The 24,228-nt window shown below is 67.9% G+C and carries 22 protein-coding genes; 6 read left to right on the top strand and 16 right to left on the bottom strand.

What is annotated here, in order from left to right; translation table 11 throughout:
* Window positions 1–100 precede the first annotated feature (100 nt).
* From thrB to OXG79_00910, 8 genes are all read right to left on the bottom strand, one after another.
* Complete coding sequence (gene thrB / locus OXG79_00945; protein ID MCY3782334.1) at window positions 101–1,039, bottom strand: homoserine kinase; 939 nt, start codon at window positions 1,037–1,039, stop codon at window positions 101–103.
* A complete protein-coding gene (gene rodA / locus OXG79_00940; protein MCY3782333.1) occupies window positions 1,036–2,202 on the bottom strand; it encodes a rod shape-determining protein RodA in 1,167 nt (388 codons plus the stop codon). The genes thrB and rodA overlap by 4 nt, the downstream gene beginning before the upstream one ends.
* Window positions 2,199–4,151, bottom strand: a complete 1,953-nt coding sequence (gene mrdA, locus OXG79_00935) for a penicillin-binding protein 2 (protein ID MCY3782332.1) — start codon at window positions 4,149–4,151, stop codon at window positions 2,199–2,201. The genes rodA and mrdA overlap by 4 nt, the downstream gene beginning before the upstream one ends.
* A 5-nt stretch (window positions 4,152–4,156) precedes the next feature.
* A complete protein-coding gene (gene mreD / locus OXG79_00930; protein ID MCY3782331.1) occupies window positions 4,157–4,723 on the bottom strand; it encodes a rod shape-determining protein MreD in 567 nt (188 codons plus the stop codon).
* Window positions 4,724–4,725: 2 nt separating this feature from the next.
* Complete coding sequence (mreC, locus tag OXG79_00925) at window positions 4,726–5,547, bottom strand: rod shape-determining protein MreC (protein ID MCY3782330.1); 822 nt, start codon at window positions 5,545–5,547, stop codon at window positions 4,726–4,728.
* A gap of 12 nt (window positions 5,548–5,559) precedes the next feature.
* A complete protein-coding gene (locus OXG79_00920) occupies window positions 5,560–6,615 on the bottom strand; it encodes a rod shape-determining protein (GenBank protein ID MCY3782329.1) in 1,056 nt (351 codons plus the stop codon).
* A 111-nt stretch (window positions 6,616–6,726) separates the two neighbouring features.
* A complete protein-coding gene (lon, locus tag OXG79_00915; protein ID MCY3782328.1) occupies window positions 6,727–9,114 on the bottom strand; it encodes an endopeptidase La in 2,388 nt (795 codons plus the stop codon).
* Complete coding sequence (locus OXG79_00910) at window positions 9,111–9,806, bottom strand: histidinol phosphate phosphatase domain-containing protein (protein ID MCY3782327.1); 696 nt, start codon at window positions 9,804–9,806, stop codon at window positions 9,111–9,113. Before OXG79_00910 ends, lon begins: the two co-directional genes overlap by 4 nt.
* A gap of 127 nt (window positions 9,807–9,933) precedes the next feature.
* Between OXG79_00910 and OXG79_00905 the strand changes: the two genes are divergently transcribed.
* On the top strand, window positions 9,934–10,416 hold the full coding sequence (locus OXG79_00905; protein ID MCY3782326.1) for an NUDIX domain-containing protein: 483 nt from the start codon (window positions 9,934–9,936) through the stop codon (window positions 10,414–10,416).
* 152 nt (window positions 10,417–10,568) lie between these two features.
* Here OXG79_00905 and OXG79_00900 read toward each other — a convergent pair whose 3' ends face one another.
* Window positions 10,569–11,384 carry a cyclase family protein gene (locus OXG79_00900; GenBank protein MCY3782325.1) on the bottom strand — a complete coding sequence of 272 codons (816 nt, stop codon included), beginning with the start codon at window positions 11,382–11,384 and terminating at the stop codon, window positions 10,569–10,571.
* A 118-nt stretch (window positions 11,385–11,502) separates the two neighbouring features.
* Between OXG79_00900 and OXG79_00895 the strand changes: the two genes are divergently transcribed.
* Window positions 11,503–12,582, top strand: a complete 1,080-nt coding sequence (locus OXG79_00895) for a GNAT family N-acetyltransferase (protein ID MCY3782324.1) — start codon at window positions 11,503–11,505, stop codon at window positions 12,580–12,582.
* Window positions 12,583–12,615: 33 nt separating this feature from the next.
* On the opposite strand, the gene OXG79_00890 is transcribed toward OXG79_00895, so the two are convergent.
* Genes OXG79_00890 through pyk form a run of 3 tightly spaced genes read right to left on the bottom strand, consistent with a single transcriptional unit; the run spans window position 12,616 to window position 16,759 of the window.
* Window positions 12,616–13,206, bottom strand: a complete 591-nt coding sequence (locus OXG79_00890) for an HD domain-containing protein (protein ID MCY3782323.1) — start codon at window positions 13,204–13,206, stop codon at window positions 12,616–12,618.
* Entirely contained in the window at window positions 13,203–15,332 is a 2,130-nt protein-coding gene (locus OXG79_00885) for an LUD domain-containing protein (GenBank protein ID MCY3782322.1), read from the bottom strand. Before OXG79_00885 ends, OXG79_00890 begins: the two co-directional genes overlap by 4 nt.
* Window positions 15,329–16,759, bottom strand: coding sequence for a pyruvate kinase (pyk, locus tag OXG79_00880; GenBank protein ID MCY3782321.1), 1,431 nt, complete (start codon window positions 16,757–16,759; stop codon window positions 15,329–15,331). Before pyk ends, OXG79_00885 begins: the two co-directional genes overlap by 4 nt.
* Window positions 16,760–17,070: 311 nt before the next feature.
* On the opposite strand from pyk, the gene OXG79_00875 reads away from it, so the two are divergent.
* The 4 genes from OXG79_00875 (at window position 17,071) to OXG79_00860 (ending at window position 20,129) form a co-directional block, all read left to right on the top strand.
* Window positions 17,071–18,189 carry an amidohydrolase family protein gene (locus tag OXG79_00875; GenBank protein ID MCY3782320.1) on the top strand — a complete coding sequence of 373 codons (1,119 nt, stop codon included), beginning with the start codon at window positions 17,071–17,073 and terminating at the stop codon, window positions 18,187–18,189.
* Between the two features lie 5 nt (window positions 18,190–18,194).
* Window positions 18,195–18,551, top strand: a complete 357-nt coding sequence (locus tag OXG79_00870; GenBank protein ID MCY3782319.1) for a Rieske (2Fe-2S) protein — start codon at window positions 18,195–18,197, stop codon at window positions 18,549–18,551.
* Window positions 18,552–18,663: 112 nt separating this feature from the next.
* Entirely contained in the window at window positions 18,664–19,437 is a 774-nt protein-coding gene (locus tag OXG79_00865) for a metallophosphoesterase family protein (GenBank protein ID MCY3782318.1), read from the top strand.
* Window positions 19,437–20,129 (top strand): class I SAM-dependent methyltransferase, encoded by a 693-nt coding sequence (locus tag OXG79_00860; GenBank protein ID MCY3782317.1) that lies wholly within the window; start codon window positions 19,437–19,439, stop codon window positions 20,127–20,129. The genes OXG79_00865 and OXG79_00860 overlap by 1 nt, the downstream gene beginning before the upstream one ends.
* Before the next feature lie 103 nt (window positions 20,130–20,232).
* Here the strand turns inward: OXG79_00860 and OXG79_00855 are convergent, their stop codons facing one another.
* The 4 genes from OXG79_00855 to OXG79_00840 form a co-directional block, all read right to left on the bottom strand.
* Window positions 20,233–21,609, bottom strand: coding sequence for a hypothetical protein (locus OXG79_00855; GenBank protein ID MCY3782316.1), 1,377 nt, complete (start codon window positions 21,607–21,609; stop codon window positions 20,233–20,235).
* A gap of 68 nt (window positions 21,610–21,677) precedes the next feature.
* On the bottom strand, window positions 21,678–22,436 hold the full coding sequence (locus OXG79_00850; protein ID MCY3782315.1) for an ABC transporter ATP-binding protein: 759 nt from the start codon (window positions 22,434–22,436) through the stop codon (window positions 21,678–21,680).
* Window positions 22,437–22,438: 2 nt separating this feature from the next.
* The gene (locus OXG79_00845) at window positions 22,439–23,194 is read right to left on the bottom strand and encodes an ATP-binding cassette domain-containing protein (GenBank protein ID MCY3782314.1); all 756 of its coding nucleotides are present in this window, start codon (window positions 23,192–23,194) and stop codon (window positions 22,439–22,441) included.
* On the bottom strand, window positions 23,191–24,228 hold the full coding sequence (locus OXG79_00840) for a branched-chain amino acid ABC transporter permease (protein MCY3782313.1): 1,038 nt from the start codon (window positions 24,226–24,228) through the stop codon (window positions 23,191–23,193). The genes OXG79_00845 and OXG79_00840 overlap by 4 nt, the downstream gene beginning before the upstream one ends.

The raw sequence follows: 24,228 nt of genomic DNA, 5'->3' as shown, positions 1-24,228 counted from the left end.
CCGCGCGTGGGACAACTCCGCGCGCGCTCGATTCGGTGAGCAGTAGGCCTCCCTGCGGCGCCCGCCGCGCGTTCAGGCGACGGTGCACGCCGACGGCCGATTATAGGTCGGCCGGCCGCGTCCGCGTTCGCCAGGCCTCGGTTGGGTGTGCGCCCTCAACCGCGGCGCTGACCACGTAGGTCTCGCACGAGTGGCCGCTGTCGAGGCAGGCGTCGGCCATCGAGCTGGCGACCGAGAGGTTGCGGTCGCGCGGGCCGAAGGCAATGACCGTGGGGCCCGATCCGCTAAGCGCGGTGCCGTAGGCGCCCGCTTCACGCGCGGCAGCCATACAGGGTTCCAGCGCCGGATTCAACGTGGCGCGGTACGGCTGGTGCAGCCGGTCGGTCATGGATTCCTGAAACAGGTCGAAACGCTCCTGGCTCACGGCGCCCACCATCAGCGCCGCACGGGCGAGGTTGGCCACGGCGTCGGCCCGCGGGACTTCGTCGGGCAGGGCCTGGCGCGCGCGGTGCGTAGGCACCCGGTAGCCCGGCACGACCAGCACGATCCCGACCGTTGCCGGGAACTCGAGTCGCAGCCAGGCCAGGTCGGGTCCGTCCGGCACGGTGACCACCATGCCGCCCAGCAACGCGGGCGCCACGTTGTCCGCATGCCCCTCGAGCTCGACCGCCCGCCGCAGCAGGTCGTCCTGGGGCACGTCAAGGTCGAAGGCGAGCGTGGCCGCCACGAGTCCGCCAACGATGGCGCTGGCCGAGCTGCCCAGGCCGCCTTGGGCGGGGATGATCCGCCGAGCGTGCAATCGGTAGGGACCGGCCGCCGCCGGCGCCAGGGACCGGAACGCGCGAAAGGCCAGATTGCGCCGGACATCGCGCGGCACGAATTCGGCGAACTTTCCGGTGGCCTCGATGTGGTCGTGGCTGCTGGGCTCGAACCTGTAGGTGTTCCGCAGTTCCAGCGCCAAGCCAAGCGCGTCGAAACCGGCGCCCAGATTCCCCGACGACGCGGGGACGGCAACCTCGGCCCAACCGGGGCCGCTCACGGCCGCGGCGAAGACCCGGGGCCGGCCGTCAGCCGCCTGACGCTCGACACCCACCAGACGCCCTGCTGACGGTGCGGGGCGGCCGTGCGGTGCGCATTGATGCTGAGCAGGATGCCGATGGCCGCCAGCGTGACCACGAGCGAGTTGCGGCCAAAGCTGAGCAGCGGAAGCGTGATGCCGGTCACCGGCATCAGCCCCACGTTCATGCCGATGTTGACGAACGATTGGAAGAACAGCATGCCCGCAATGCCGATGGCGAGGTAGCGGCCAAAATCGTCGCGCGCGCGAATGGAGATGATCACGGCCTGGATGAGCAGGATGGCGAAGAACAAGATGACGCCCAGGGCGCCCACGAATCCCAGCTGCTCGCCCAGCACGGCGAAGATGAAGTCCGTGTCGCGGACGCGCAGAAACTCGAGTTGCGACTGCGTGCCCTGGCCAATGCCCTGCCCCCACCAGCCGCCCGAGCCAATCGAAATCCGGGCCTGCAGCACGTTATAGCCGGCGCCAAGCGGATCGCTCCCGGGGTCGAGGAACGCGACGAAGCGCTCACGCATGTAGTCCTGCGCAAAGAACCAGCCGAAGGGGAAGGCGGCCAAGGCTATCCCCGCCGGAATCAGCGCATGCCACCAGCGCGCGCCGGCGACGAACACCATCGCCAACCAGATCGCCACGAATACCAACGCCGAACCGAGATCCGGCTCGATGAATACCAGGGCCGCGGGCGCCAGCACGATGAGCAAGCTCAGCAGCAGCGTCCGAATGGAACGGACGCGTTCGCCGCGCCGCGCCAGGAACCGTGCCAGAAAGACGATGACGGCGAGCTTCATGATCTCGGACGGCTGAATCACGATGGGCCCCACCACGAACCAGCGCTGGGCGCCCAGGCTGGCGTCGCCGAATACCACCACGGCGGCAACCAGGATCGTCCCGAGAATGAATGCCGGCAGCGCCACGGCATTGAGCAGCCGATAGTCGAGGAAGGCCATCACCAGGGCGATGGCGAATCCAATGGCCACGAATACGCCCTGCTGCACCGCCTTGTGATCCAGGCCTGTTTGGCCGGGATCGCCGGTGGTGGAGAGCATGAGAATCCCAGCCGAGACCAGCGCGATCGACGGAATGATGACGGCAAGATCGAAGCGCCGCAGGACGTGCGTCATGCCAGCCGCCGGGTTGGCGGGATGAAGTCCGGACGGTCCTGGGGCAGCGGGGGCATTTCACCCGTCATCAAGTAGTCGATGATGTCCCGCGCGATCGGCGCGGCCGCGAATGCGCCCTCGCCGCCGTCGCGAACCAGGACGGCGAATGCGTATTCGGGGTTGCCCGCCGGGGCGTAGCCCGCAAACCACGCATGGCTCGGGAGCTTGCCCTGGGAGTCCCGCGTTCCGCTGTACTCGGCGGTGCCGGTTTTTCCGGCCACGACGGCGAATTCAGAGCGGGCCCACTTGCCAGTGCCATTGCGACCGTTGACGGCCTCCAGAAGCGCATTGCGGATCAGGCGCAGGTGCTCGTCCGAGACGGGCAATTGCCCCCGCTCGCTGATGGGCAGGCGCTGGAGCACGTTGCCCTGCGAGTCCACGATGCGGTCCACCAGGCGCGGGCGCAGCAGGCGCCCACCGTTGCCCAAGGCCGCATACATCATGGCGATCTGCAGCGGCGTGACCTGCACCAGCCCCTGGCCGATGGCCGCGTGGTAGGTGTCGCCCGTCACCCAGGGCTGTCCCAGGTTGCCCTGCTTCCATTCGGCGGTTGGGACAAGGCCGGCCGCCTCGCCGGGAAGGTCGATCCCGCTGACTTCGCCGAATCCGAACCCTCGCTCGAACTCCACCAGCCGCCGGTTGCCGAACCCGGTGAGGTTGGTATACGGGTTGCCGCCGGAGATGTTGTAGAAGTAGATGTTGCACGACTCCGAAATGCCCCGGTGCAGGTCCACCATGCCGTGGCCGGTCGCCAGCCAGTCGTTGAAGGCCCAGCCGGTCGGCAGCACCAACTGTCCGTCGCACCGGATCTTGGTTTGCGGCAAGACGATCCCCGTTTCGAGCGCCGCCGAGGCCGCAATGACCTTGTAGCTGGATCCGGGCGGGTAGAGGCCGGCCACCGCGTGGTTGATGAGGGGGCGGCGCGGATCGGTGACCAGCCGCGTCAGCACGCTGGGATCTCCGCCCACTCCGAAGGCGTTGTTGTCGTAGTCCGGCAGGCTGGCCAGCGCCACGATCGATCCGTCCTCCGGTCGAATGACGACGGCGACCCCGGCGCCGGAGTCACGGAGGGCCAGATGCCGCGCCAGAATCTCGCGGATGGCCCGCTGCTCGCGAACGGAGACCGTCAGCACGAGGTGTCGTCCCTCGACCGGCGCTTCGGATTCGATCTCGCTTAGCTCGCGCCCCAGCGCGTCGATCTGGACTCTCCGCGAGCCGTCGGCACCGCGCAGCGCCCCCTGGAATTGGCGTTCCAGGCCCGCCAGCCCGACCGTTTCGTCGAAGCCCACGCCAAGCGCCTGGTATTCCTCCAGCGACTCGGCCGGAACGGGACCGACGAATCCCAGCATGTGCCCAAAGATGTCGCCGTGGAGATAGTGCCGACGAATCCCGGAACGAACCTGCACGCCCGGCAGGTCGTGGCGTCGCTCCTCGATCGCCAGCGCCGAGTCCCGCTGCACGTCCGCCGCCACCTGCACCGGGCGCCCCGGGTCGTAGCGGGCTTGCGACAACTTGAGGCGCACGTCGTCGGGTTGCTCCCCCGTGAGGGCGGCCAGGCTGGCGATGATTGAGCCTTCGCGAGACTTGGGCACGTCGGCCGGTGTGACCCATACACCGAACACGGGGACGTTGCGCACCAACGGCTCGCGGTTGCGGTCAAACACCAGACCGCGGACCGGCCGCACCGGTTCGGTTCGCAGACGATTTCGCGCCGCTTGCTCCTGGTAGGTCTCGGTTTCTACGACCTGGAGTTGCCAGAGCCGTCCCGCCAGAGCCGTATTGGCCGCCACCACCGCGCCACCGAGGATCAGGCCGCGCCTGAGCTTGCGATTGGCGCTCGCGCCGCCGTCGCTCTTGGTTCCAGGCGCCCCCGCCGCCGATTGATCGCTTGGCCCGCCGTTCGCCGCCATGGCTTCTAGCGTACTCCTCGAAACGTCGGAATTGGGCGACCGTGCGTCCAGCGTTCGAGCACCCGCACCGGGTAGTAGAGCACCGCCGCGGCGCCAAGATTGACGCCGATCGCCGGCCACAAGCGGGCGGGCAGATGGGCCTCCCACGAGATGTCGAGGCCCTGCAGCTGCAGGGCCAGCAGCACGCTTGGGTAGTAGGCGGCGGTTGCGAGCGCGACCGCGACGGCCGGGATGAGCACGTTCGCACGGTCGACGCCGCCGAAGCCGCCGCCGGCCAGATAGGCGATCAACGTGAACAGCAGGGCGTTGGTTCCGAGGGGCGCGGCCGAGAACAGGTCGACCAACAGCCCGCCGCCGAAGCCCCAGCCGAGGGCCCGCGTCCCCACCTGCATCGTGGCCAGGATCACGACGCTGACCAGGACCAGCGACGGCTGCGCGCCCATGATCTCGAAGTAGGGCAATACCGAGGTTTGCACCAGCGCCAGCAGCGCCAGGAACAGCGCCGCCGCCAATGTGCCGGGCGATGGAAGCCAGCGCACACCGCGCGCGGCCGTGCCGAGATGCGAAATCATGCCTACGCCCCGGCGGTCTGTCCCAGGATGACCTGGACGACGTCCAAATGCTCGGGCTGCACCAGCGGCTCCACGATCGCCTGGCGCAGCACGCTTGTGGGCGAAACCTCGATGGCCACGATTCGCCCCACCGGGATTCCGCGCGGGAGGCTGCCGCCAAGGCTGGAGGTCACGACCGGGTCGCCCACCATGATCGCGGCCTCGGCGTCAATGTGGCGCATCACGAGATCGGCCCCATTGGTCCCGTCCAACGTGCCGTCCGCCGTGGCTTCGTTACCCTGAGCCAGCACGCTCACCGTGCTTTGCGGACTGTGCACGGGCAGGATGTCGGCGGTGGTGTCGGTCACCTTGGTCACGCGGCCCGCCAGTCCCCCGTTGGCCACCACCGCCATTCCCACGCGGATGCCCGAGGACGCCCCGCGATCGATCACGATGGTGTCCAGCATGTCGAGGCTGTCGCGCCCGACAATGCGGGCCGTCACCAGCTCCAGCTCAGGGTTTTCGTCCAGATAGGTCAGGGCCTCTCGAAAGCGCTCGTTCTCGCGTTCGGCGTCGCTGAGGCGGGCCGCCCGCGCGCGAAGCTCGGCCACTTCGATCCGCAGCGCGGCGTTCTCCTCGCGCATTTCGCCAAACCGCTCGAGGTCGGCCAGCGCACGCGAGGCGCCGTTGGCAACCGTCGTGAAGGCGCTTCGCACGGGTTCCACCACGCGCAGGACGAGGCCCTCCACCGGAACGCTGGCGCCCGTGTTGTGCAGCATCGAGAGCACGACCGCCGCAAGGATCAGCCCGATCAGCACGATCGCGGCTCGCTGGCCTCCCCGCATGCTCGTGACCACCTAGCCGTAAGGCGATCTGTTCTCGGCGACGAAGACTTCGTGGTAAGCCTCGAGGTTGTGCAGGCACGCTCCCGTGCCCCGCACGACCGCCTCAAGCGGATTCTCCGAGACGTGTACCGGAATGTCGGCCTCCTGCTCGATGCGCTTGTCCAGATTGCGCAGCAACGCCCCACCGCCGGCGAGATAGATGCCGTGCTCCATGATGTCGGCCAGCAATTCAGGGGGCGTAGCCTCGATGGCGAGCTTCACGTTGTCAACGATTTCGGTCACCGGCCCGCCAATCGCCTCGCGGATGTGCCCGGAGGTCAGCTCGGCCTGGCGCGGCAGCCCGCTCTGCAGGTCACGGCCGCGGACAAGCACGGTGTCTTCCTGCAAACCGGCGTAGGCCGATCCGACGGCGATCTTGCAAGCCTCCGCCGTGCGCTCGCCGATGAGCAGCATGTGCTCGTTGCGGCAGTACTCCACGATCTGCTCGTCGATCTCGTCGCCCGCCACGCGAATGCTGTGGCTCACCACCACGCCGCCCAGCGAGATCACGGCGACCTCGGTGGTGCCGCCGCCGATGTCCACGATCATGTTGCCGGTCGCTTCCTGAATCGGTTGTCCGGCGCCGATGGCGGCAGCCATTGGCTCCTCGATCAGGTAGACCTCGCGGGCGCCCGCCTGCAGGCTCGCCTCGTGGACCGCGCGCTTCTCAACCTCGGTGACGCCGGAGGGCACGCCGACGATCACGCGGGGACGCGGGGCAAACGGCAGCTCGTCGTGCACGCGGCTGATGAAGTACTGCAGCATGGTCTCCACGGTGTCGAAATCGGCGATCACGCCGTCGCGCAGCGGTCGCATGGCGGTGATGTTGGACGGCGTTCGGCCCACCATCTTCTTGGCCTCGGCGCCCACGGCCAGCACGCGCATCGTGTTTTGATCGGTCGCGACCACCGACGGCTCTGAGAGGACGACGCCCCGGTCTTTCACATAGACCAGGGTGTTCGCCGTGCCCAAGTCGATGCCGAGGTCGCGCGAGAAGAGCCCGAGGAGCGTGTTGAACGGACCAAACATCAGACCGCTTGCTCAGCTCTCCCATTCCGCGGGCGGCGCCGCGGACGCGTAACGCAGAATAGCCACTCCCTTCGGTCGCCAGAGTCGCCCCTGGCGGCGGATCCCGCCGCGCTAGCCCACCAGAACGTGCGCGAGCGCCTCGTCCACCGTGGTCGCGAGGGCGAATTCGAGGCCTCGCCGGGTGTCCGCGTCCAGCTCGTCCAGGTCTTGCCGATTGCCATGCGGCAGCACGAAGGTCTCAATGCCCGCGCGTTGGGCGGCAAGGACCTTCTCCTTGATTCCGCTCACCGGCAGCACGCGCCCTCGCAGCGTGATCTCTCCGGTCATGGCCGCGCTGCCGCGCACCTTGCGCTGCGCGAGGGCCGAGACCAGCGCGGCGGCGATGGCCACGCCCGACGCCGGGCCTTCCTTCGGCAGGGCGCCCTGGGGCACGTGCACGTGGATGTCCACGGCGTCGAAGTTGGACGCGCCGTAGCCAAGCTCGTCGGCATGCGCCCGGGCGTAGGTGATGGCGGCGTGGGCGGACTCCTGGATCACGTCGCCCAGGGAGCCTGTCAGCGTGACCTTGCCCGCGCCCTCGGCAATGGATACCTCGATCGGCAATAGGTCGCCGCCGGCCGGCGTGGTGAACACCGCGGTGGCTACGGCGTGCGCGTCGTCGCTTTCGGCCTTGCCATAGCGATATTTCGGCGGGCCGAGGTATTCCGGTATGTCCGCCGGTCGAATCCGTTGCTGCCCCTCGCGGCCCTCGGCGCGGGCCAGCGCTTGCTTGCGGGCGATGGTGGCGATGGCGCGCTCCAGCTCGCGCACGCCCGCCTCGCGGGTGTAGGCCTGCACGATGCGACGCAGCGTGTCCCGTTCGAATTGGAGCGCATCGGCGCTCAGCCCGTGTTCGTGCAACTGCCGGTCGACCAGGAAATGCTCCGCGATGGCGACCTTTTCGTCTTCGACGTAGCCCGGGAGCTCGATCACCTCCATGCGGTCGACCAGCGCGGGCGGCAGGCCGTGCAGCGTGTTCGCGGTGGCGATGAACATCACCTTGCTCAGGTCGAAGGGCAACTCCAGGTAGTGATCGCTGAAGGTGTGATTCTGCTCCGGGTCCAGCACTTCGAGCAGGGCGGCGGCGGGGTCGCCGCGAAAATCCAGCCCGAGCTTGTCGATCTCGTCGATCATGAAGACGGGGTTGACGGTCCCGGCTTCCCGCATCTTCTGCAGGATGCGGCCGGGCATGGAGCCGACGTAGGTCATGCGATGGCCGCGAATCTCGGCCTCGTCGCGCACGCCGCCCAATGACACCCGGACGAAGGCTCGGCCCAGGGCTTCGGCAATGGAACGACCCAGGCTCGTCTTGCCAACTCCCGGCGGTCCCACGAAGCAGAGAATCGGGCTGCGCGAGCGCCGGGCGAGGTGGCGCACCGCGATGTATTCCAGCAGGCGCTCCTTGACGTCCTTGAGCCCATAGTGGTGCTGGTTGAGGATGTCTTCCGCCCGCGCCACGTCCGTCTTGTCCCTCGAGCGGCGCCGCCACGGCAGTTCCGTGAGCCACTCCAGGTAGGTGCGCAACACGCTGGTTTCGGGCGATCCATGCGGAAGGGCGTTGAGGCGGTCGATCTCTTTGAGTCCACGCGTCACGACCGCCTCGGGGTATGCGCCGGACTCCAGCCGCTCGCGGATGGCGGCGATCTCGGCGTTCTGGGCGTTGGTTTCCCCGATTTCCTTGATGATCGCCCGCATCTGCTCGCGCAGGTAGAACTCGCGCTGCTTGATGTCGACATCGTTGCGGGTGCTCTCGCGGATTTCCTGCTCGAGCTTGAGGACGCGGATTTCCTCGTCCAGCAACGTGCGCACGCGCTCCAGCCGCTCCGCCACATCGCGCATTTCCAGCAGCGTCTGGTGATCGTCCAGGGAGAGGCTGAGCGACGCCGCCACCACGTCCGCCAGCAACCCGGGCGTCTCGGCGTTCATGGCGCGGATCTGCGCCTCTTCCGAAATGGTGTCGCTGAGCCGGGCGACGTGCTGGAAGAGCTCCAGCACCTTCGGCATCGCCGCGCGTGAGGCCGCGGGGTCTTCGTCCAGGTCCTCCACGACCTGACCCACGACCCGCACGATGGGGTACTCACTGAGAACCGAGACCACGCGAACGCGCCGCGCGCCGTGCACCAGCACGCTGGTTGTCCCGTCCGGCAGCCGCAGCATGCGGATGATCCGCGCCTCGGTTCCCATCTCGTGCAGGTCCTCGAAGCCGACCTCCTCCTTGTTGGGCTCGCGCTGGGCCACGGCCAGGATCCGCCGGTCGCGGGCCAACGCGTCTTCGATGGCCGACACGGAGCCCTCGCGTCCCACGAGGAAGGGGGTCATGGTCTCGGGGATGGGGTAGAGCGATTCGGCGCGCAGGGGCAGCACCGGCAGCTCCACGCGCTCGGACCCGGTCGCGTCGTCATCGTCGGGGCCGATGATTTCGAGGTCGGGCGGTAGCGGTTCGTGGTCGAGGATGGTCACGGGACCGGGCTGATCTCAGAAACTGAGCGCCCGATTTGGCGCAGGAACTCCAGCGGATTGTCCGCCACCACGATCTCGGTTTCGTCGGCGTTGAGTCCCGCCCCGCGCGCGACGCGGCGCGCCAGGGGCTCCGACAACAGGTCACCCGGAGCGTGCGCGTCGCTGTTGACCAGCAACCGTGCTCCCGACGCCCGGGCCAGTGCGGCCACGTGCCCGTTGGTGAGCGAGTGCCCGCGGCGCGCCGACAGCTCCAGCCACTTGCCGTTGCGCTGCGCCAACCGCGCCAGTTCCGGGCTCAGCAGGCCGGGGTGCACCAGCGCATGCACGTAGTCCGACTCCAGCGCGGCGCGGTTGGTGCCGGCGGCGACCGGCTCGGCGATGGTCTCACCGTGGACGCCCACAATCTCGGCACCAGCTTCCGCCGCGCGGCGCGCCACCGCGTCGATCTCGCCCGGCGGCACGTGCGTGATCTCGACGCCCGGAATGGCCACGATGCCCCACGCCTCCTCGGCGATGCGGCAATCGCGGGCCAGGGCCGGCACCAGCGTGTCGACGTTGGCCGGGCTGGCGTGATCGGTCAGGGCCACGGCGGTGTAGCCCGCGACGTGGCAACGCCGCAAGAGCTCGATCGGCGAAAGCTCGCCGTCGCTGAAGAACGTGTGCGTATGGAAGTCGAAGAGCACGAAAGGCACGCTATGTATCCGGGGAGGCCCTTGATTCTATGAGGCTGCATGCCGGGGACTCAATGTCCTGCTGTCCGGGGACTTCCTTTGGCGGCTTCAACCCTGGCGGCGCGATTCGCGCCGGTACTATGGCGCGATGAGCCCGATTCCCGCGCGCTACAACAGCGGCTACAACGTCGGAGTGGGCGGCGCCGTGGTCGACGGCGACCGCGTTTTGCTCGTGCGCCGCGCGACCGACTACGGGCGCGGCAGCTGGCAGATTCCCGGCGGGTTCTGCGAGGCCGATGAGACGCTGCCCGAGGCCGCCGTCCGTGAGGTCCAGGAAGAAGCCGGTCTCACCACGGAGGTTCAGGGGCTGCTGGCGGTGCGCTCGCGGCACGCCGAGGACCACTCCACCTACGTGGTGTTCCTGCTCCGGCGCGTCGCCGGCGAGCCGACGCCCGGTGACGAGGTCGACGCCGCCCGATTCCTCACCATGGAGGAGATCGACGCGCTGGACAAGGTTCCGGAGATCAATCGCGCCATCGCCGCGCGGGCGCTCAGCCCCTCGCGCGAACTGCTCCAGCGCGCCGCGGTCGAGTCGCCGATCCCGGGACCCTACGACCTCTTTCTGGGCTGAGTCCGACTCCGGATCCCCGAAGCAGTGGCGTGGGAAACAATTGCAAGAGCGAAACCCCAAGGCATCCATGGACCCCAATCCGTTCGATCATCCCTTCGACTAGCTCTGGGCGAACGGATCGAGGTTGATAAAACGCCTACTTCACACTTTTCCTAGACCAGCGCGAGCGGTCGAACCGGCGAGCCAGTGGCGCCCACGAGCTTGAGCGGTGAGAGGACGAAGCCGAACTCGTAGACACCGTCCGCGGCCAGGGTCTCCAGGTCGGCCATTTCGAGGATGTGGATGCCGTTGCGCGCCAGGAAGATCAGGTGCACCGGCATGGCTGCGCCGGGGATGACCTGCTCGAAGGCCGCCGTGTCCGACCCGCCCAGGAAGATCCCGCGCTCGACCAGCCACTCGGCGGCGTCGGCGTTGACGCCGGGCTGGCCCTCGCTCTCGGCCAGGTACGCCGGCGGGTTGCCCCAGTGGCGCATCCATCCCGTGCGCACCAGGACGCAGTCTCCGGCGCGGATTTCTACCCCCTGGGCCTTGGCCACGCCCTGCAACGTCTCGGCATCGGCCCCGTAGTCGGGCGGCAGGATGTCTACGCCCTCCGCGCCGGCCACGTCGAGCAGCACGCCGCGCCGAACCACCGGCTCGATGGTGTCCACGCCAATGGATTTCATGCCCCGCCCGCCCTGCTGGTTGCAGCTGGCGTCCACGCCGCCGAAGAGCTGCCCGTGCTCGGAGACGTGCGCCAGGGAGTCGATGTGCGTCCCCGTGTGGCCGCACATGACGATCAGCTCGTTGGACGAGCTGTAGCCGCCGGGACGGAAGGTGTCGCCGTGGCGCCGCTGCAGCGTGAAGATGTAGGGCGGATGGGCCGGATGCACCGGCATGTCCATCTCGTAGCGCGTGCCCAGGTCATAGACCCGCGACGCCGTGAGCTGGTCGATCATTTCGGGATTGGCTGCCGTTGCCTGCGCCATTGGTGATCCTCCGGTCGATGCCGAGAAAGGGACCCTTTCCGCCATAGTGGCGCACCGTGCGGTCCCGGACCACCGGCCCGCGCGTAGAATCGCGCGTCCGCCCACGCCGAGCGATGCCATGGCCTCTGAAAACGTCACGCTGCGGAACGGCGAGCGCATGCAAATCGAGCCCCTCGTCCCGCCGATGGACACGTTCGGGGGGCGCGTCCGCACCTGGGAACCTCTGCAGGACGACCTGTTCAGCGGGGCGCTGGCCGAGACGCTCTACACGCCCTATTTCGTGGGAGTCATCGACGGTGACTATGCGGGATCGCTGGGCTACTACGTCCCTGTCGACACGCGCGACGTCGGCATCGTGGAGTTCGTGGCGACCGAGGACCGGCACCGCCGCAAGGGTGTGGCCGACGCGCTCATGTCGCGCATGCTGCAAGAGTTCGTGGCGAATGGCGGCCAGGCGCTCCATCTCTGCACGACCAATCCGGTCGCCGGCCATCTCTATGAAAACCACGGGTTCTGGTACCGCGTCGGCGATGGCATGCGCTTCACGGTGGCGGACGCGGACGACTTCGACGCGACGTATCTGGCGTTCGACGGCGATCCGGTCGTGCGGGACGCCGTCTGGGGCGATCTGCCGCGCGCGGCCATCCTCTACAACATGCGCGAGCCGGCCTGGCTGCTCAAGGAGGTCCTGGACGACTGTCTCCGCGACACGCGCTACGAGTACCACTTCGCGCGCCTGAAGCTCCGCGTCGAGAACGTGCAGGGCGCCATGCTCGTTCTGGCGACGCCCACGAACCGTGTGGTCGGGCAGACGGTCTTCGTGCGCCGCGATACGTTCCCGCAGCAACACGTGGCCACCCTCTCACTGCGCGTGGCGCCGGCCTACATGGACCACGCCGTGACATTGCTTCGCGCCGCGGCCGACCGGGCTCGCGAGATCGGCGTGAGCGTGCTCGAGTTTCCGATCGCGGCCACCGATGACGATCTGGCGGCCATCGCCGGCGCCGCCGGCTTCACCGAGGCGGCGCGCCTGCCGAACCGCATCCGCGACGGAGACGCCTGGGTCGATCTGTGCCTGTTCGAGCTGGCGCTCGAGCCGCCCGCCCGCGCCTTCCACGAGTCGAAAACCTATTACGCCAATCGCCACCCTTGGCACGTGGAGCGCATCGCGAGCGGTCCTGAGACTCGATCTACCTAGGGCGGAATCGGATCGAGGCGCTATGGGCCTCAACTACTCCGACAGATAGCCCCGCCGGACGGCCTCGTCGATCAGACCCCGCGCGAATTCCCAAAGCTCCGGCGCGCTGCCCGCGATGCTGGCATTCACGGCCATCACCTGCGCGCGGCGCACGCCGTGCTTGCGCCAGGCGTGACCCCGGGTGTGGAAGTTGAGCAGGAGCGGTTGCAGGCGGTCCAGCGCGAAGGCGAACCTGGCCTCGGGCGTCTGTCGCGCCTCGAATTCCTCCCACGCCGCGCGCAGCGCGGCGGCCTGATCGGGCGGCAGGAGACCGAAGATGCGGTCGGCCGCGGCGCGTTCCTTCTCGGCTTGCTGCTCGCGGGCAGCGGTGTCGTAGATGAACGTGTCGCCGGCGTCGATCTCGACCAGGTCGTGGACTAGCAGCATTTCGATCACGCGGTCGACGTCGATTTTCTCGCGTGCGTACTCGGCGAGCAGCGGCGCCATCACGCCCAGGTGCCACGCATGCTCCGCGTCGTTTTCGCGCCGGCCCTCCTCGATGACCAGGGAGTTGCGGAGGATGGACTTCGCCTTGTCGATCTCGACGATGAACGCGAGCTGGCGCTGAAGTCGGTCGAAAGTCACGTAGCGTCCCGCAGAAGCTCGGCCAGATGCACCGGGCGCGGGGCGTCGGGCGTCGCGCCGTCCGAGTTCAGGTGCAGCAGGCAGCCGGGATTGTCGCCGCAGACGAACGTGGCGCCGGTGGACCCGAAGGCCTCCAGCTTGCGTTGGCGCATGCGGCCGGCCACTTCGGGAAAGTCGAACGAGAACGATCCGCCGAACCCACAGCACTCGCCGCTATAGGGGGCCTCGCGCACGTCGTAGCCCGCGGCTTCGAGCAGCCGGCGCGTGCCTTCCCCAAGGCCGAGCCCGTGGCGCGATTGGCAGGCGTCGTGGACGGTCACCACTCCGCGTGGCTCCGGCGTCGCGACCGGCTTCGGCGCATGCTTCTCAACGTAGCTGGCGAAATCGACCAGGCGGCTCGCTGCCGCCTCCGCTCGCTCCCGCCACTCGGACTCGTCTGCAAGCAGGCGCGGATAGTCATCCCGGATGGCGCCCAGGCAGCTGGTGGACGTGCTGACGATGGTGTCTACGCCGGAGTCCTCGATGGCCTCGATGGTCTGCTTGGCCATGCGCAGGGCCGGCTCGCGGTAGCCGGCGTTGATGGCCGGCAGCCCGCAGCAAGACTCGAAGACGATGGGCGCGACGGCGTCGGCGCCAAGCACCTGCACCGCCGCCTCGCCGGTCTCCGGCGCGAGCCAGTCGGTGAGGCAGCCGGGAAAGTAGGCCACCTGGGCCTGTTCGCCGTCCTGGGCGATCAGAGTGGGCAGTCGATCGCGGAAGGGACGCGCCGCCACGGGCGGCAGGGGACGCGCCCGCAGCGGCGATCCCGGCAGCCGGCGTGCCAGCCCCTGCGCCCCAGGAATCCGGGTGAAGGTACGCAGGCCCTTTTCGAACGCCCGAGGGTCGGCGAGCACCCGTAGCGCCATCGATTTGAGCCGGTTCTTCGCCGCGCCGTCGCCGACGGCCCGCGTGCGCACCTCCTGGATCAGTTGGGGAATCGGTATGCCGGCTGGGCACACGGTGGCGCAGGCGCCGCAGCCGGCGCAGAGCGACTGCGGTCCGGCGACGTTCTCCATGCCGTGGTGAAACGACGTGAGCAGCAGGCCGATGGGTCCGGTATAGATGTGGCCCATGGCGTGGCCGCCCACCTGCTGATATGTCGGGCAGACGTTCGAGCAGGCCCCGCAGCGCACGCACTGCAGCGCGGTCTGGAACATCGGGTCGCGGCGCATGGCCTCGCGACCGTTGTCGAGCAGCACGACGTGCACGTCGCGCGGTCCATGGACGCCCAGCGACAGCGACATCTCGATGTCGGCGCTGCGGCTGGGTCCGCTGATGAACGAGACGTAGCTGGACATGGTCTGTCCCGTGGCGCTCGCCGGGAGCAGGTCCAGCGTCGCCGCCGCGTCGGTCATGGTGGCGACGAGCTTGTCCACGCCCGCGACCACGATGTGCAGCGACGGCAGGCTGCTGCACAGCCGGGCGTTGCCCTCGTTGCTCACCAGCATCACGCTGCCGGTGCTGGCCACCAGGGCGTTGGCGCCCGTGATGCCGGCGTCGGCGGTGATGAACTTGTCGCGCAGGTACTCGCGCGCCGCCCGCACCAGCGTGTCGGGATCTGGCGGCAAGTCCTGTCCCGTGGCGCTGCCGATCAGCTCGGCGGCGCGCTCGCGGGTGATGTGCAGCGCCGGCGCGACGATGTGCGAGGGCAGCTCATCCGCCACCTGCACCAGGAACTCGCCCAGGTCGGTCTCGACCACTTCCAAACCGTCGGCTTCGAGCGCCTGGCGCAGGCCGATCTCCTCGGTGGCCATGGACTTGCTCTTCACGACCATGCGCGCCGATGCCTGGCGCAACAGCTCCGCCACGGTTTCGCGCACCGCTTCCGCGTCGGCCGGTGGATGCACCACCATGCCCGCCTTCTCGGCAACCGCGGTGAACTGCTCGAGCAGACGAGGACCGTCGGCGACGTCCCGCTTGCGGATCGCCGCCAGCCGCGCCTGCTCGGCGGGGAAGTCGCGTCCGTGAAACGCCTCGCGCCGGCGTCCGTCCAGCAGCGGCAGCACCCGTCCCAGCGCCATTGGCAGCGAGTCCGACTCCAGGGCGTCCCGCAGCCGCCGCTTGAACGGCGCAACGGCGTGGCTCACGGCGCGATCCATTCGCCGACGCGATGCAGCTTGAGCAGGTTGGTGCTGGCTTTGCCCACCGGTGACGCCGCCACCAACACCACCGGGGTTCCCGCCGCGAGCCCGAAGTCGCGGCTCAAGCCGGCGTCCAGCATTCCAATCACGGCGTCCGTATCGGGCATGGGATCGGTGACTATCGGGTTCACGGCGCGGTGGAGTGTCAGGCGGCGAGCAACGGCTTCGTCCGCGCAGAAGGCCGCGATGGGGACGCGTGGCCGTGCCGCCGCCAGCAGTTCCGCCGTGGAACCGGTCTCGGTGAAGCAGGCGATCGCGGCGACCTCCGAGTTGGCAGCCGTCACGTCCGCCGCCGCGCGGGCCACGGCCGCGGCTGGATCGCCGGGTTCCGGCTGTAGTGCCGGGGTCGAAAACTCGTCGCTATGGCGCTCGGTTTCGGTGGCGATGCGCGCGGCCGTTTGGACGGCGGCGACGGGATGCCGTCCGATGGCCGTCTCGGCCGACAGCATCACGGCGTCGGCGTCGTCCAGGACGGCGTTGGCGACATCGCTCACCTCGGCGCGCGTGGGACGCGGTTCCTCGATCATGGACTCCAGCATATGTGTCGCGATGATTGCCGGAACGCCCATCGCGACGGCCTGGCGGGTCAGGCGCTTCTGGATCAGGGGCACGCGCTCCAGGTCCACGTCCACGCCCAGGTCGCCGCGGGCGAGCATCACGGCGTCGGCCGCCTGAAGGATAGCCGCTGCCGCCTGGACGGCGGCGCCGGTCTCGATCTTGGCGACGATGGGGATCTTCGGCTCGCCAAGCGCCGCGCGCAGGGCGTCCACGTCGGACGCTTGGCGCACGAAGGACTGCGCGATGTAGTCGGCGCCGAGCGCGCGGGCTCGCGCGAGATCCGACCGATCACGGTCCGTGATGGCCGGCAGCGAGAGTCTCACGGAAGGCACGTTGACGCCGGCGTGCGATCGCAGGACGCCCCCGGTCACCACCGCGCACGCCACGTCGTCGCCGGTGGAGGTCACGCGCAGCTCGACCGCGCCGTCGGCCAGCGATATCCGATCGCCCGGCTCCAGGTCGCGCCCCAGCCCACCGTGGTTGGTTGCCGCACCGTGGGCATCGCCGATCTCCGTGCCGCGCCGCAGCGTGAACGTGGCTCCGGTCGTGAGCGTCACGCCGCCAGGTGGCAGCCGGCCGAGCCGCACTTTCGGGCCGGCCAGGTCCACCAACACGGCCACCGGCCGGCCGGCGCGCGCGGACGCCTCACGCACTGCCCGCGCGGCGGCCCGGTGGTCAGCCGGTGTGCCGTGAGAGAAGTTGAGGCGCGCCACGTCCATGCCGGCCGCCACCAGCTCATCGACCCGACCAACGCTGGCGGGACCGATCGTGGCGACGATCTTGGTCCGGCGCCGCGCCATGCCGTCGGCAGTCATGCCGCACTCCGACAGCCGGAGACCTTTGCGTACCCGTTCGTCATTCCCGCGAAGGCGGGAATCCACCCATCATTGAACCTGGGTGCCGATAGGATGCGCCCGGTCATCCTCAAACTCGGCTGCGTATTGCACAGGACTATTGATGGGAGAGGGATAGAGCCTGCCCCGTACTTGATACAGGGGTGGGGATGTTCCGAGTCTCGGACGTCGGATGTCGACCATCCAGGCAAAGGTCTCCGCTCGCCGGTAGGTCGCCGCTCGCGATCCGGCATAGAATGGCCCGCTTGGCACGCTGCCAGGGGGCTTGACGCATGGCGGTCACCGCCGATCGACCGGCCACCACCCGTGACGATATGGTCATCGTGGATGTCGACGTCCACGTCAACGACACGCCCGAGGCGTTGGCGCCCTACGTTGACCCGCCGTATCGCCGCGTGCTGGAGCACATCAGCACGCTGCCGCGACGCTATCTGGACATTCCGGGATACGCGCTCCGGCTCGCAATCGATCTGCCCCTGCCCGATCGCGGGGCGGGCGCGCGGTCCGTGCACACGCCGCAGCAGATGCGGGAGGACCTGGACGCGCTGGCGGTCGATATCGGCATCCTGTTCCCGGACCACCTGCTGACGATGGCGGCGCTGCCGGACGACGTCTACGCGGCGGCGCTGGGCCGGGCCTACAACGCCTGGCTGGCCGAGGAGTGGGTGAGCCGCGCGGATGGGCTGTACGGGGCCGTGGTCGCCGCCCCGCACGACCCGGAGGACGCCGCGCGCGAAATCCGCCGCTACGGCGCGCTCGATGAGTTTGTCGGTGTGTACCTGCCGACGGCGGGCGTCAGTCCGCTGTGGGGCGCTCGGCGCTATACGCCGATCTTCGAAGCCGCCGCCGAGATGGGGCTGCCGGTGATGCTGCACAGCGTGGGCCTGATTCACGCCGCGTTCCCCTTCAACGTCGAGCAGTTCCGCACCATTCTGTTCCGCCACCCCATCCAGCACGAGTTTGCCCTGATGGCGAATATGTTCAGCATGCTCGAATCGGCCATACCGGCGCGATTCCCCGACCTACGCATCGTCTTCACCGAGGGCGGCATCTCGTGGGTGCCCTTTACGATGTGGCGGCTGGACAAGGAGTACCACGAATACCGCTCGCTGGCGCCGCTGCTTGAACACCCGCCGAGCCACTACATCCGGAAGTTCTACTTCTCGACCCAGCCAATCGAGGAACCCGAGCGTCCCCAGGACCTGGTGACGATGCTCGACATGTTCGACGGCGCCGACCAGGTCCTGTTCGCGTCCGATTGGCCCCACCACGACTTCGATCATCCGCGCCAGGTGCTCAACATGCCGTTCCCGGCGGACGCGAAGCGGAAGATCATGGGCGAGAACGCGCTGGCGCTGTTCGGCATCGACGCGCCCGTGCGAGCTGGCTAGCTCACATGGCGCGCATTCACGCGGGACCCGCCGACGCGCTGGCGCCCGGCGAGCGCACGTTCGTCAAGCACCGCAACTTCGAGATCGGGGTCTTCAACGTCAATGGCAAGTTCCGGGCCTACCGCAACCGCTGCCCGCATCAGTTGGGACCCGCCTGCGAAGGCGCGATCAGCGGCACGCTGATGGGCTCGGCGGACACCGACTGGCAGCTGGAGTGGGTCCTCGACGGACGCGTGCTGCTCTGCCCCTGGCACCAGGTCGAGTTCGACCTCGACACCGGCGAGCGCATTCGCGGCCTCGGTGAGCGCCTCAGGTCATACACCGTCGAGGTGGACGACGGTGAGCTGTACGTCCACGTTTAGGCCGGGCCTTCCACAGTAGGCGCGACGCCGCGGTCGAAGGATGGACGCGGAGCACCATCCGTAGACTTGCCCAAATTCGGTTTGTACCTGGCAGTGTCTTGTGGTGCGCGGCATGCGGATATGCCTGATCGGTGACACGCACGGCTTCGTGCCGGGTCTCGATGCCGCGATCGAGGCATGCCGGCGCCACGCCCCCGATCGCGTCGTGCATTGCGGTGACTTTCTGACCTCGCCGTTTTCGCCCGACCCGCCCGGCGAGACGATGGATCTCTTGCGCGCGGAGGGAGTCGACGTCATCTACGGCAACAACGAGGCCTATCTGCGCGACTGGGGAACGCCTCGCTGGGATTCGACCGTGGCCGCCCGCCGGCGCCGGCCGGACTCACCGGACTATTTCTTGTCGCATATCGAGCGGGGTCAGGCTGAGATCAGCGCCACGGACCTCGAGTGGCTGCGGGCCTTGCCTGCGGAGTTGTCGCTGGGCGGGGCGCGGGAAGGGGACGTGTTCGTGTGCCACGGCATGCCGGGCAATCCGTTCGCCACGATCTGGGACACGGACCCGGCCTTCACTCCCGCCTTTACCGAGCAGGAGATCGAGGTGGCGCTATCCCGCGAAGGCGTCGCGTCGGCCGACCTCATCTTGTGCGGCCACACGCCGGGCCCAACGCTCCTGCGAGTCGCGCTTCCGAATGGCCGGGCGGCGCTCGTGGTTCGCAGCTCGGGGTACCGGCCCGGCGACGGTCCGGGGCCGTGGTATCAGGGAATTTGCGTGCTGACGGATAGCGGCGGTCCGTTGACCGGCTTCGCCCGTTGGCGCATTGGGTTCGAGTGGGCGCCCTTCGGGCCGCGCGATCCGAGCTGGTCCGACCTGAGGGCTCTGACGTGATGGCCGCCTACGACCCCATTGCCGATTGGTACGCGGCCCAGGTTCGCTCGGGCTCGCTGAATGCCTTTCTTTCCCACCTCGCCTGCCGTCTCCTCGAGATGGCGGGCGAGGTCTCCGGCAAGCGGGTCCTGGATGCGGGCTGTGGCGAAGGTCACGTGGCCCGCTTATTCGCGCGCCACGGGGCCGAGGTGGTGGCCGTCGACATTTCGCCGAAGCTGCTGCACCTCGCGCGGACCTTCGAGGAGCAGGATCAACTCGCCATTGAGTATGTCGAGGCGGACTTGGCCGATGGGTTGCCGTCCCACTGCGGGGCATTCGATCTGGCGATCGCGAACATGGTGCTCGAGGACTGCGAGGATCACGCTGGCGTTCTCGCCGGTATCGCCGATGCCCTCAATCCCGACGGTCGGTTTCTGCTGTCGCTGAACAATCCCTACGCGGTCGCCGCACGCGGAAAGGTGGACGACTACTTCAGATCGGGAGCGCTCGCGCAGACGTTTGGCACAGACCAAGCGCGATATGAGGTCCCGTTCTACTACCGCTCGTTCAAGGACCTGATGGCCGAGTTTCGGCGGCAGGGATTCCTACTTCGGAGCCTGGTGGACATCCGGCCCAACCCGTCCGATCCGCACCTACCTGACGATCCGGTGCCCAAGATCATGCTGCTTGAGTTGGTTCGGCACGGACCGTGAGGGTGTGGCTCAGGTCGTAGAACGGCGAGGTCGACGACGGCGACCGGAGCGTCCACGTCTTGCTGCGGAACGGCCGGCTGGCCGGCCCCGAAGCGCCTCGCAGTCACGGCACAGGCCTGGCATTCGCGCTGGGTTCGTGCATAGCAATCCCGATGGCACCCGGCACCAGGTCTGCCGTTACGCGCACAAAGCCCGCTTGCATCGCAACCGGCGCTATCACTGGTTCCCCGAGCCCCCTATAGACGAGGTCCCGCCTTTCGCTGCCGTCCGCCGCCGCGCTATACAGCATGACGTCGCCGAGCTTTAGTTTCTCTCGGATGAGGCTGATCGCGATGCGCGATCCGTCCGGCGACCAGGCTGCTGCATCGCCCGGTAGGAGAATCTCGTTCGTCGGTGTGCCGTCCTCGGCGACCACGCAGATACCGCCACACGCATAGAGGATGTTGGAGCCGTCGGGTGACCAGGCCACCAGCTCGATCCAGGCTCGCTGCGGATCGGGCTCCCCGCGCTGCGGGCGCCAGGTCTTGCGGGGGATGTGCGTCAGCCGCCGCGCGTCCGAGCCGTCCGCGGCAATGGTGTAAAGCGCCACGTCATTGGTCTCAGGCTTGGCAAACGCTAGGCGTTTGCCGTCCGGCGACCACGACGGCCCGCTCACCGTATCGGTGAGCCGGCGCAGGTCCCCGCCTTCGGCATCGACGGTGTATATGGCGCGTCGCCGATTGTCTTCGACACCCACAAAGGCGAGACGCCGACCGTCCGGCGACCATTGGGGCGGATGCTCGGCAAGGGACTCATAGCCGTCCGGCGAGTCGGAACCGGCACGCCCGGCGGCGTCGCTGCTCGCAGTCAGCCCAGCCGCGGAATTCTCCAGCCGGGTATCGAGGACCTGCACGTCGGCACCGGTGACCGACATAGTGTAGAGACGCGGGCCCGGGTATCTCCCGGATGCTGCGTAATGGCGATCGGAGATGAACGCAATCCGGCTGCCGTCGGGTGACCAGGACGGATATGCGTCAAACGCGGCATCCGTCGTCAACCGGGTGTCGCCCGTGCCGTCGGTCGACACGCGGACAAGTTCCCGCTGGTATCGATGCCACGGCGGCGCTCCTCGAGTGTCGGGATAGAAGACGGGATAAGCGCAAGTGTCGTAGACCAGATACCAGCCCGCCGGCGAAAGTGAAAAGCTTGTCGCCAATCCGACGTAAAGCTCGCCGGGCGGCCCCGTGCGAGCAATGCCTTCGATCCGCGACGCATCCGCGGCCACCGCGAAGATCGCGCCCCCTGACCCCACGGTGCTGAAGTAGATCTCCGAACCGTCGGGGTGCCACGCCACAACCTGTGTGTCCGACCACGAGACATGGCACGGCGACGTACTGGTGAATTGGACCAAGAGCTCCTCTTCCTCCCCGCACCCGGCAATACCTAAAACCACGAGCACTGCCGCAGCCGCCAGCGTTTGCCTCCGGCGTAGACCGGTCATCCCAATCGCCCAATCAATCATCCAGGATTTCATTGAAGATTCAGCGCCGAATGCGGTTCGAATGTCCCCTACTCCGCGTCCTGGTCTTCCCCCGCGTCGACCTTGCCGAGGAAGACCTGGGTCAGGATGTCGGTTTCTTGGACCGATTGGGGCGTGCCGTCGTGGACGACGCGGCCCATGTCGAGGACGTAGGCGCGGTCGACGATGTCCAGCACGCCCTTGATGTTGTGCTCCACGACCATGATCGTGGTGTTGAGCCGCTGGCTGATCTCGGCGACTTTCTGAAACACCTCTTTGACCACGACCGGCGCCAGGCCCAGGGTGGGCTCGTCGAGCAGCAGCACGTCCGGCGCGGCCATGAGCCCGCGACCCAGGGCCAGCATCTGCTGCTGCCCCCCGGACATCTGGCTGGCGTAGTCGGCGCGCTTCTCATGCAGGATCGGGAAGAGCTCCAGCACTGAATCCAGGCGGCGGGCTTTTTCCGCCGTGTCGTTCAGGTAGAGGCAGCCCATCTCCAGGTTTTCTTGAATGGTGAGATGGGTAAAGACGCGCCGTCCTTGCGGCACGAAGGCGATGCCCTGCTTGACGATCTCGTGGGTCGCCGCCACCAGCGGTTCCTGACGCCAGTACACCTCGCCGCCGACCACGGGCGCGAGGCCCATGATGGCCTTGAGCACGGTGGACTTCCCGGCCCCGTTGGGACCCATCACTGCGACGACCTCGCCCTTCTGGACTCCGAGCGATACGTCGGTCAGGGCGCGCACGGCCCCGTAGCGCACGGAAATGTCGACCATCTCGAGGAACATCGTTCCGGCGTTGCCGTTCATCGCTAGTGGCCCAGGTAGGCGTCGATGACCGTGGAACGACCGAGCACCTCGTCGACCTCTCCCACGGCCAGGAGGCCGCCGCTGTCCAGCACAAAGATGTGGTCCGACAGCTCGCGGACGATGTCCATGTTGTGGGAGACGAAAATGACGGTGCGCTTCTGCGCCCGCATTTCCTTCAGGATGGCCTTGACCCGTTCCAGCATCCGGGGAAACAGCCCGGCGAAGGGCTCGTCGAACAGATAGATGTTCACGTCCAGTGCCATCACGCGGCCGATCTCCAGCAGCTTGCGCTGGCCGTAGGACAAATCGCCGGCCATGGCGTCGCGCTTCTCCCACATCCCGACGCTCCGCAGGATTTCCTCGGCCCTCGCTTCATGGCGAGGCCTCGTCCGCTCCAGCAGCGAGGGGAACAGGCGGCGCTCCGTGAGGCCGACCATGATGTTGTCCCACACCGTGATCTGGTCGAAGAGCCGCACCTCCTGGAACGTCCGGGTGATGCCGTGGTCGGGCGTCTCGTGCGCCTTCAGGACGCGGATGCCGACGGTGTCGATGACGACGATGCCCTCGTCGATGGGCAGCATGCCGCTCAGCAGGTTGATCAACGTCGACTTGCCCGAGCCGTTTGGACCGACGATGCAGGTGATCCACTCCCGGAAGATGGAAATCGAGAGTTGGTCCACGGCGCGCACCGCGCCGAAGCTCTTGGAGATTGCCTTCGTCTCCAGGGCGAAGACACGGGGATCGACCTCGGTGGTCACAGGCGGAACTTCCCGACCAGGCCTTGCGGCCGGAACAGCATGAGCAGCACCAGCAGGATCCCCAGCACGACCTGCCGCGCCTGGCCGATGAACTCGGTGGGCAAGAACGGCAGGAAGCGCATGCCCTCTTCGAGCATGACGAAGGCCATGGCCCCGAGCAGCGATCCCCAGATCGTGGCCAGCCCGCCCAGGATGACGATGGAGACCAAGAGGATCGATTCCAGCAGGATGAAGGAGTTGGGATCGATGAAGCTGGTCCAGCTCCCGAACAGGGCGCCCGCCAGCCCGGCCATCATGGCCGAGATGACCCAGATGGCCAGCTTGTAGTGGGCGGTCTGGTAGCCGAAGACCTCGATGGCCTGCTCGTCCTCGCGGATGGCGGTGAGCACCCGTCCAAACGATGAGGTCACGATGAACCACGAGATGAGCACCACGATCGCGAGAAACACGAGCGCCAAAACCAGGAACTCGAACGGGCCGTTGAGCGTCCACCCGCCGATCTCGGGCCGGGCAATCTCGTGGATGCCGAACGCGCCCCTGGTGAGCGGGCGCCAATTCAAGAAGAGGTTGAAGGCGATGACGGCGAATCCGAATGAGACCAGGACGTAGATGTCGTCTCTGAACCGGTTGAAGGCAACGCCCACGACGATCGCCACCAACCCGGCCAGGATCACGCTGATCGGCAGCGCGGCAAAGAAGGGCCAGCCGAAGGTGGGAATGGCCTCCGTGCGCAGCTGCTCGTACGACGCGTCGGAACTGAGGATCGCCATCGCGTAGGCCCCGATGCCGAAGAACCCGATATGCCCCACGGACAGCAGACCGGTGTATCCCACCACCAGATTCAGGCTGACCGCCAGGATCGCCCAGATGGCGAAGACCGTGCTCACGGTGATGGCAAAGCCGAGGCCTTGCCACAGCATGAACCCCGCCGCCCAGGACAGGATGACCAGGTTTGCCCAGAGCTCGATGTTTCGACTGGCGAAGCGCGGGCGCCGCCGCAGCAGATTGCCGATGGCCTGGGTGCTCAGTGCCAC

This window comes from Chloroflexota bacterium, assembly GCA_026706485.1.
Classification (GTDB): Bacteria; Chloroflexota; UBA11872; order UBA11872; family UBA11872; genus JAJECS01.
Note: the sequence above shows the minus strand (reverse complement) of the source record. Positions and strands in the feature narration are given on the sequence as shown.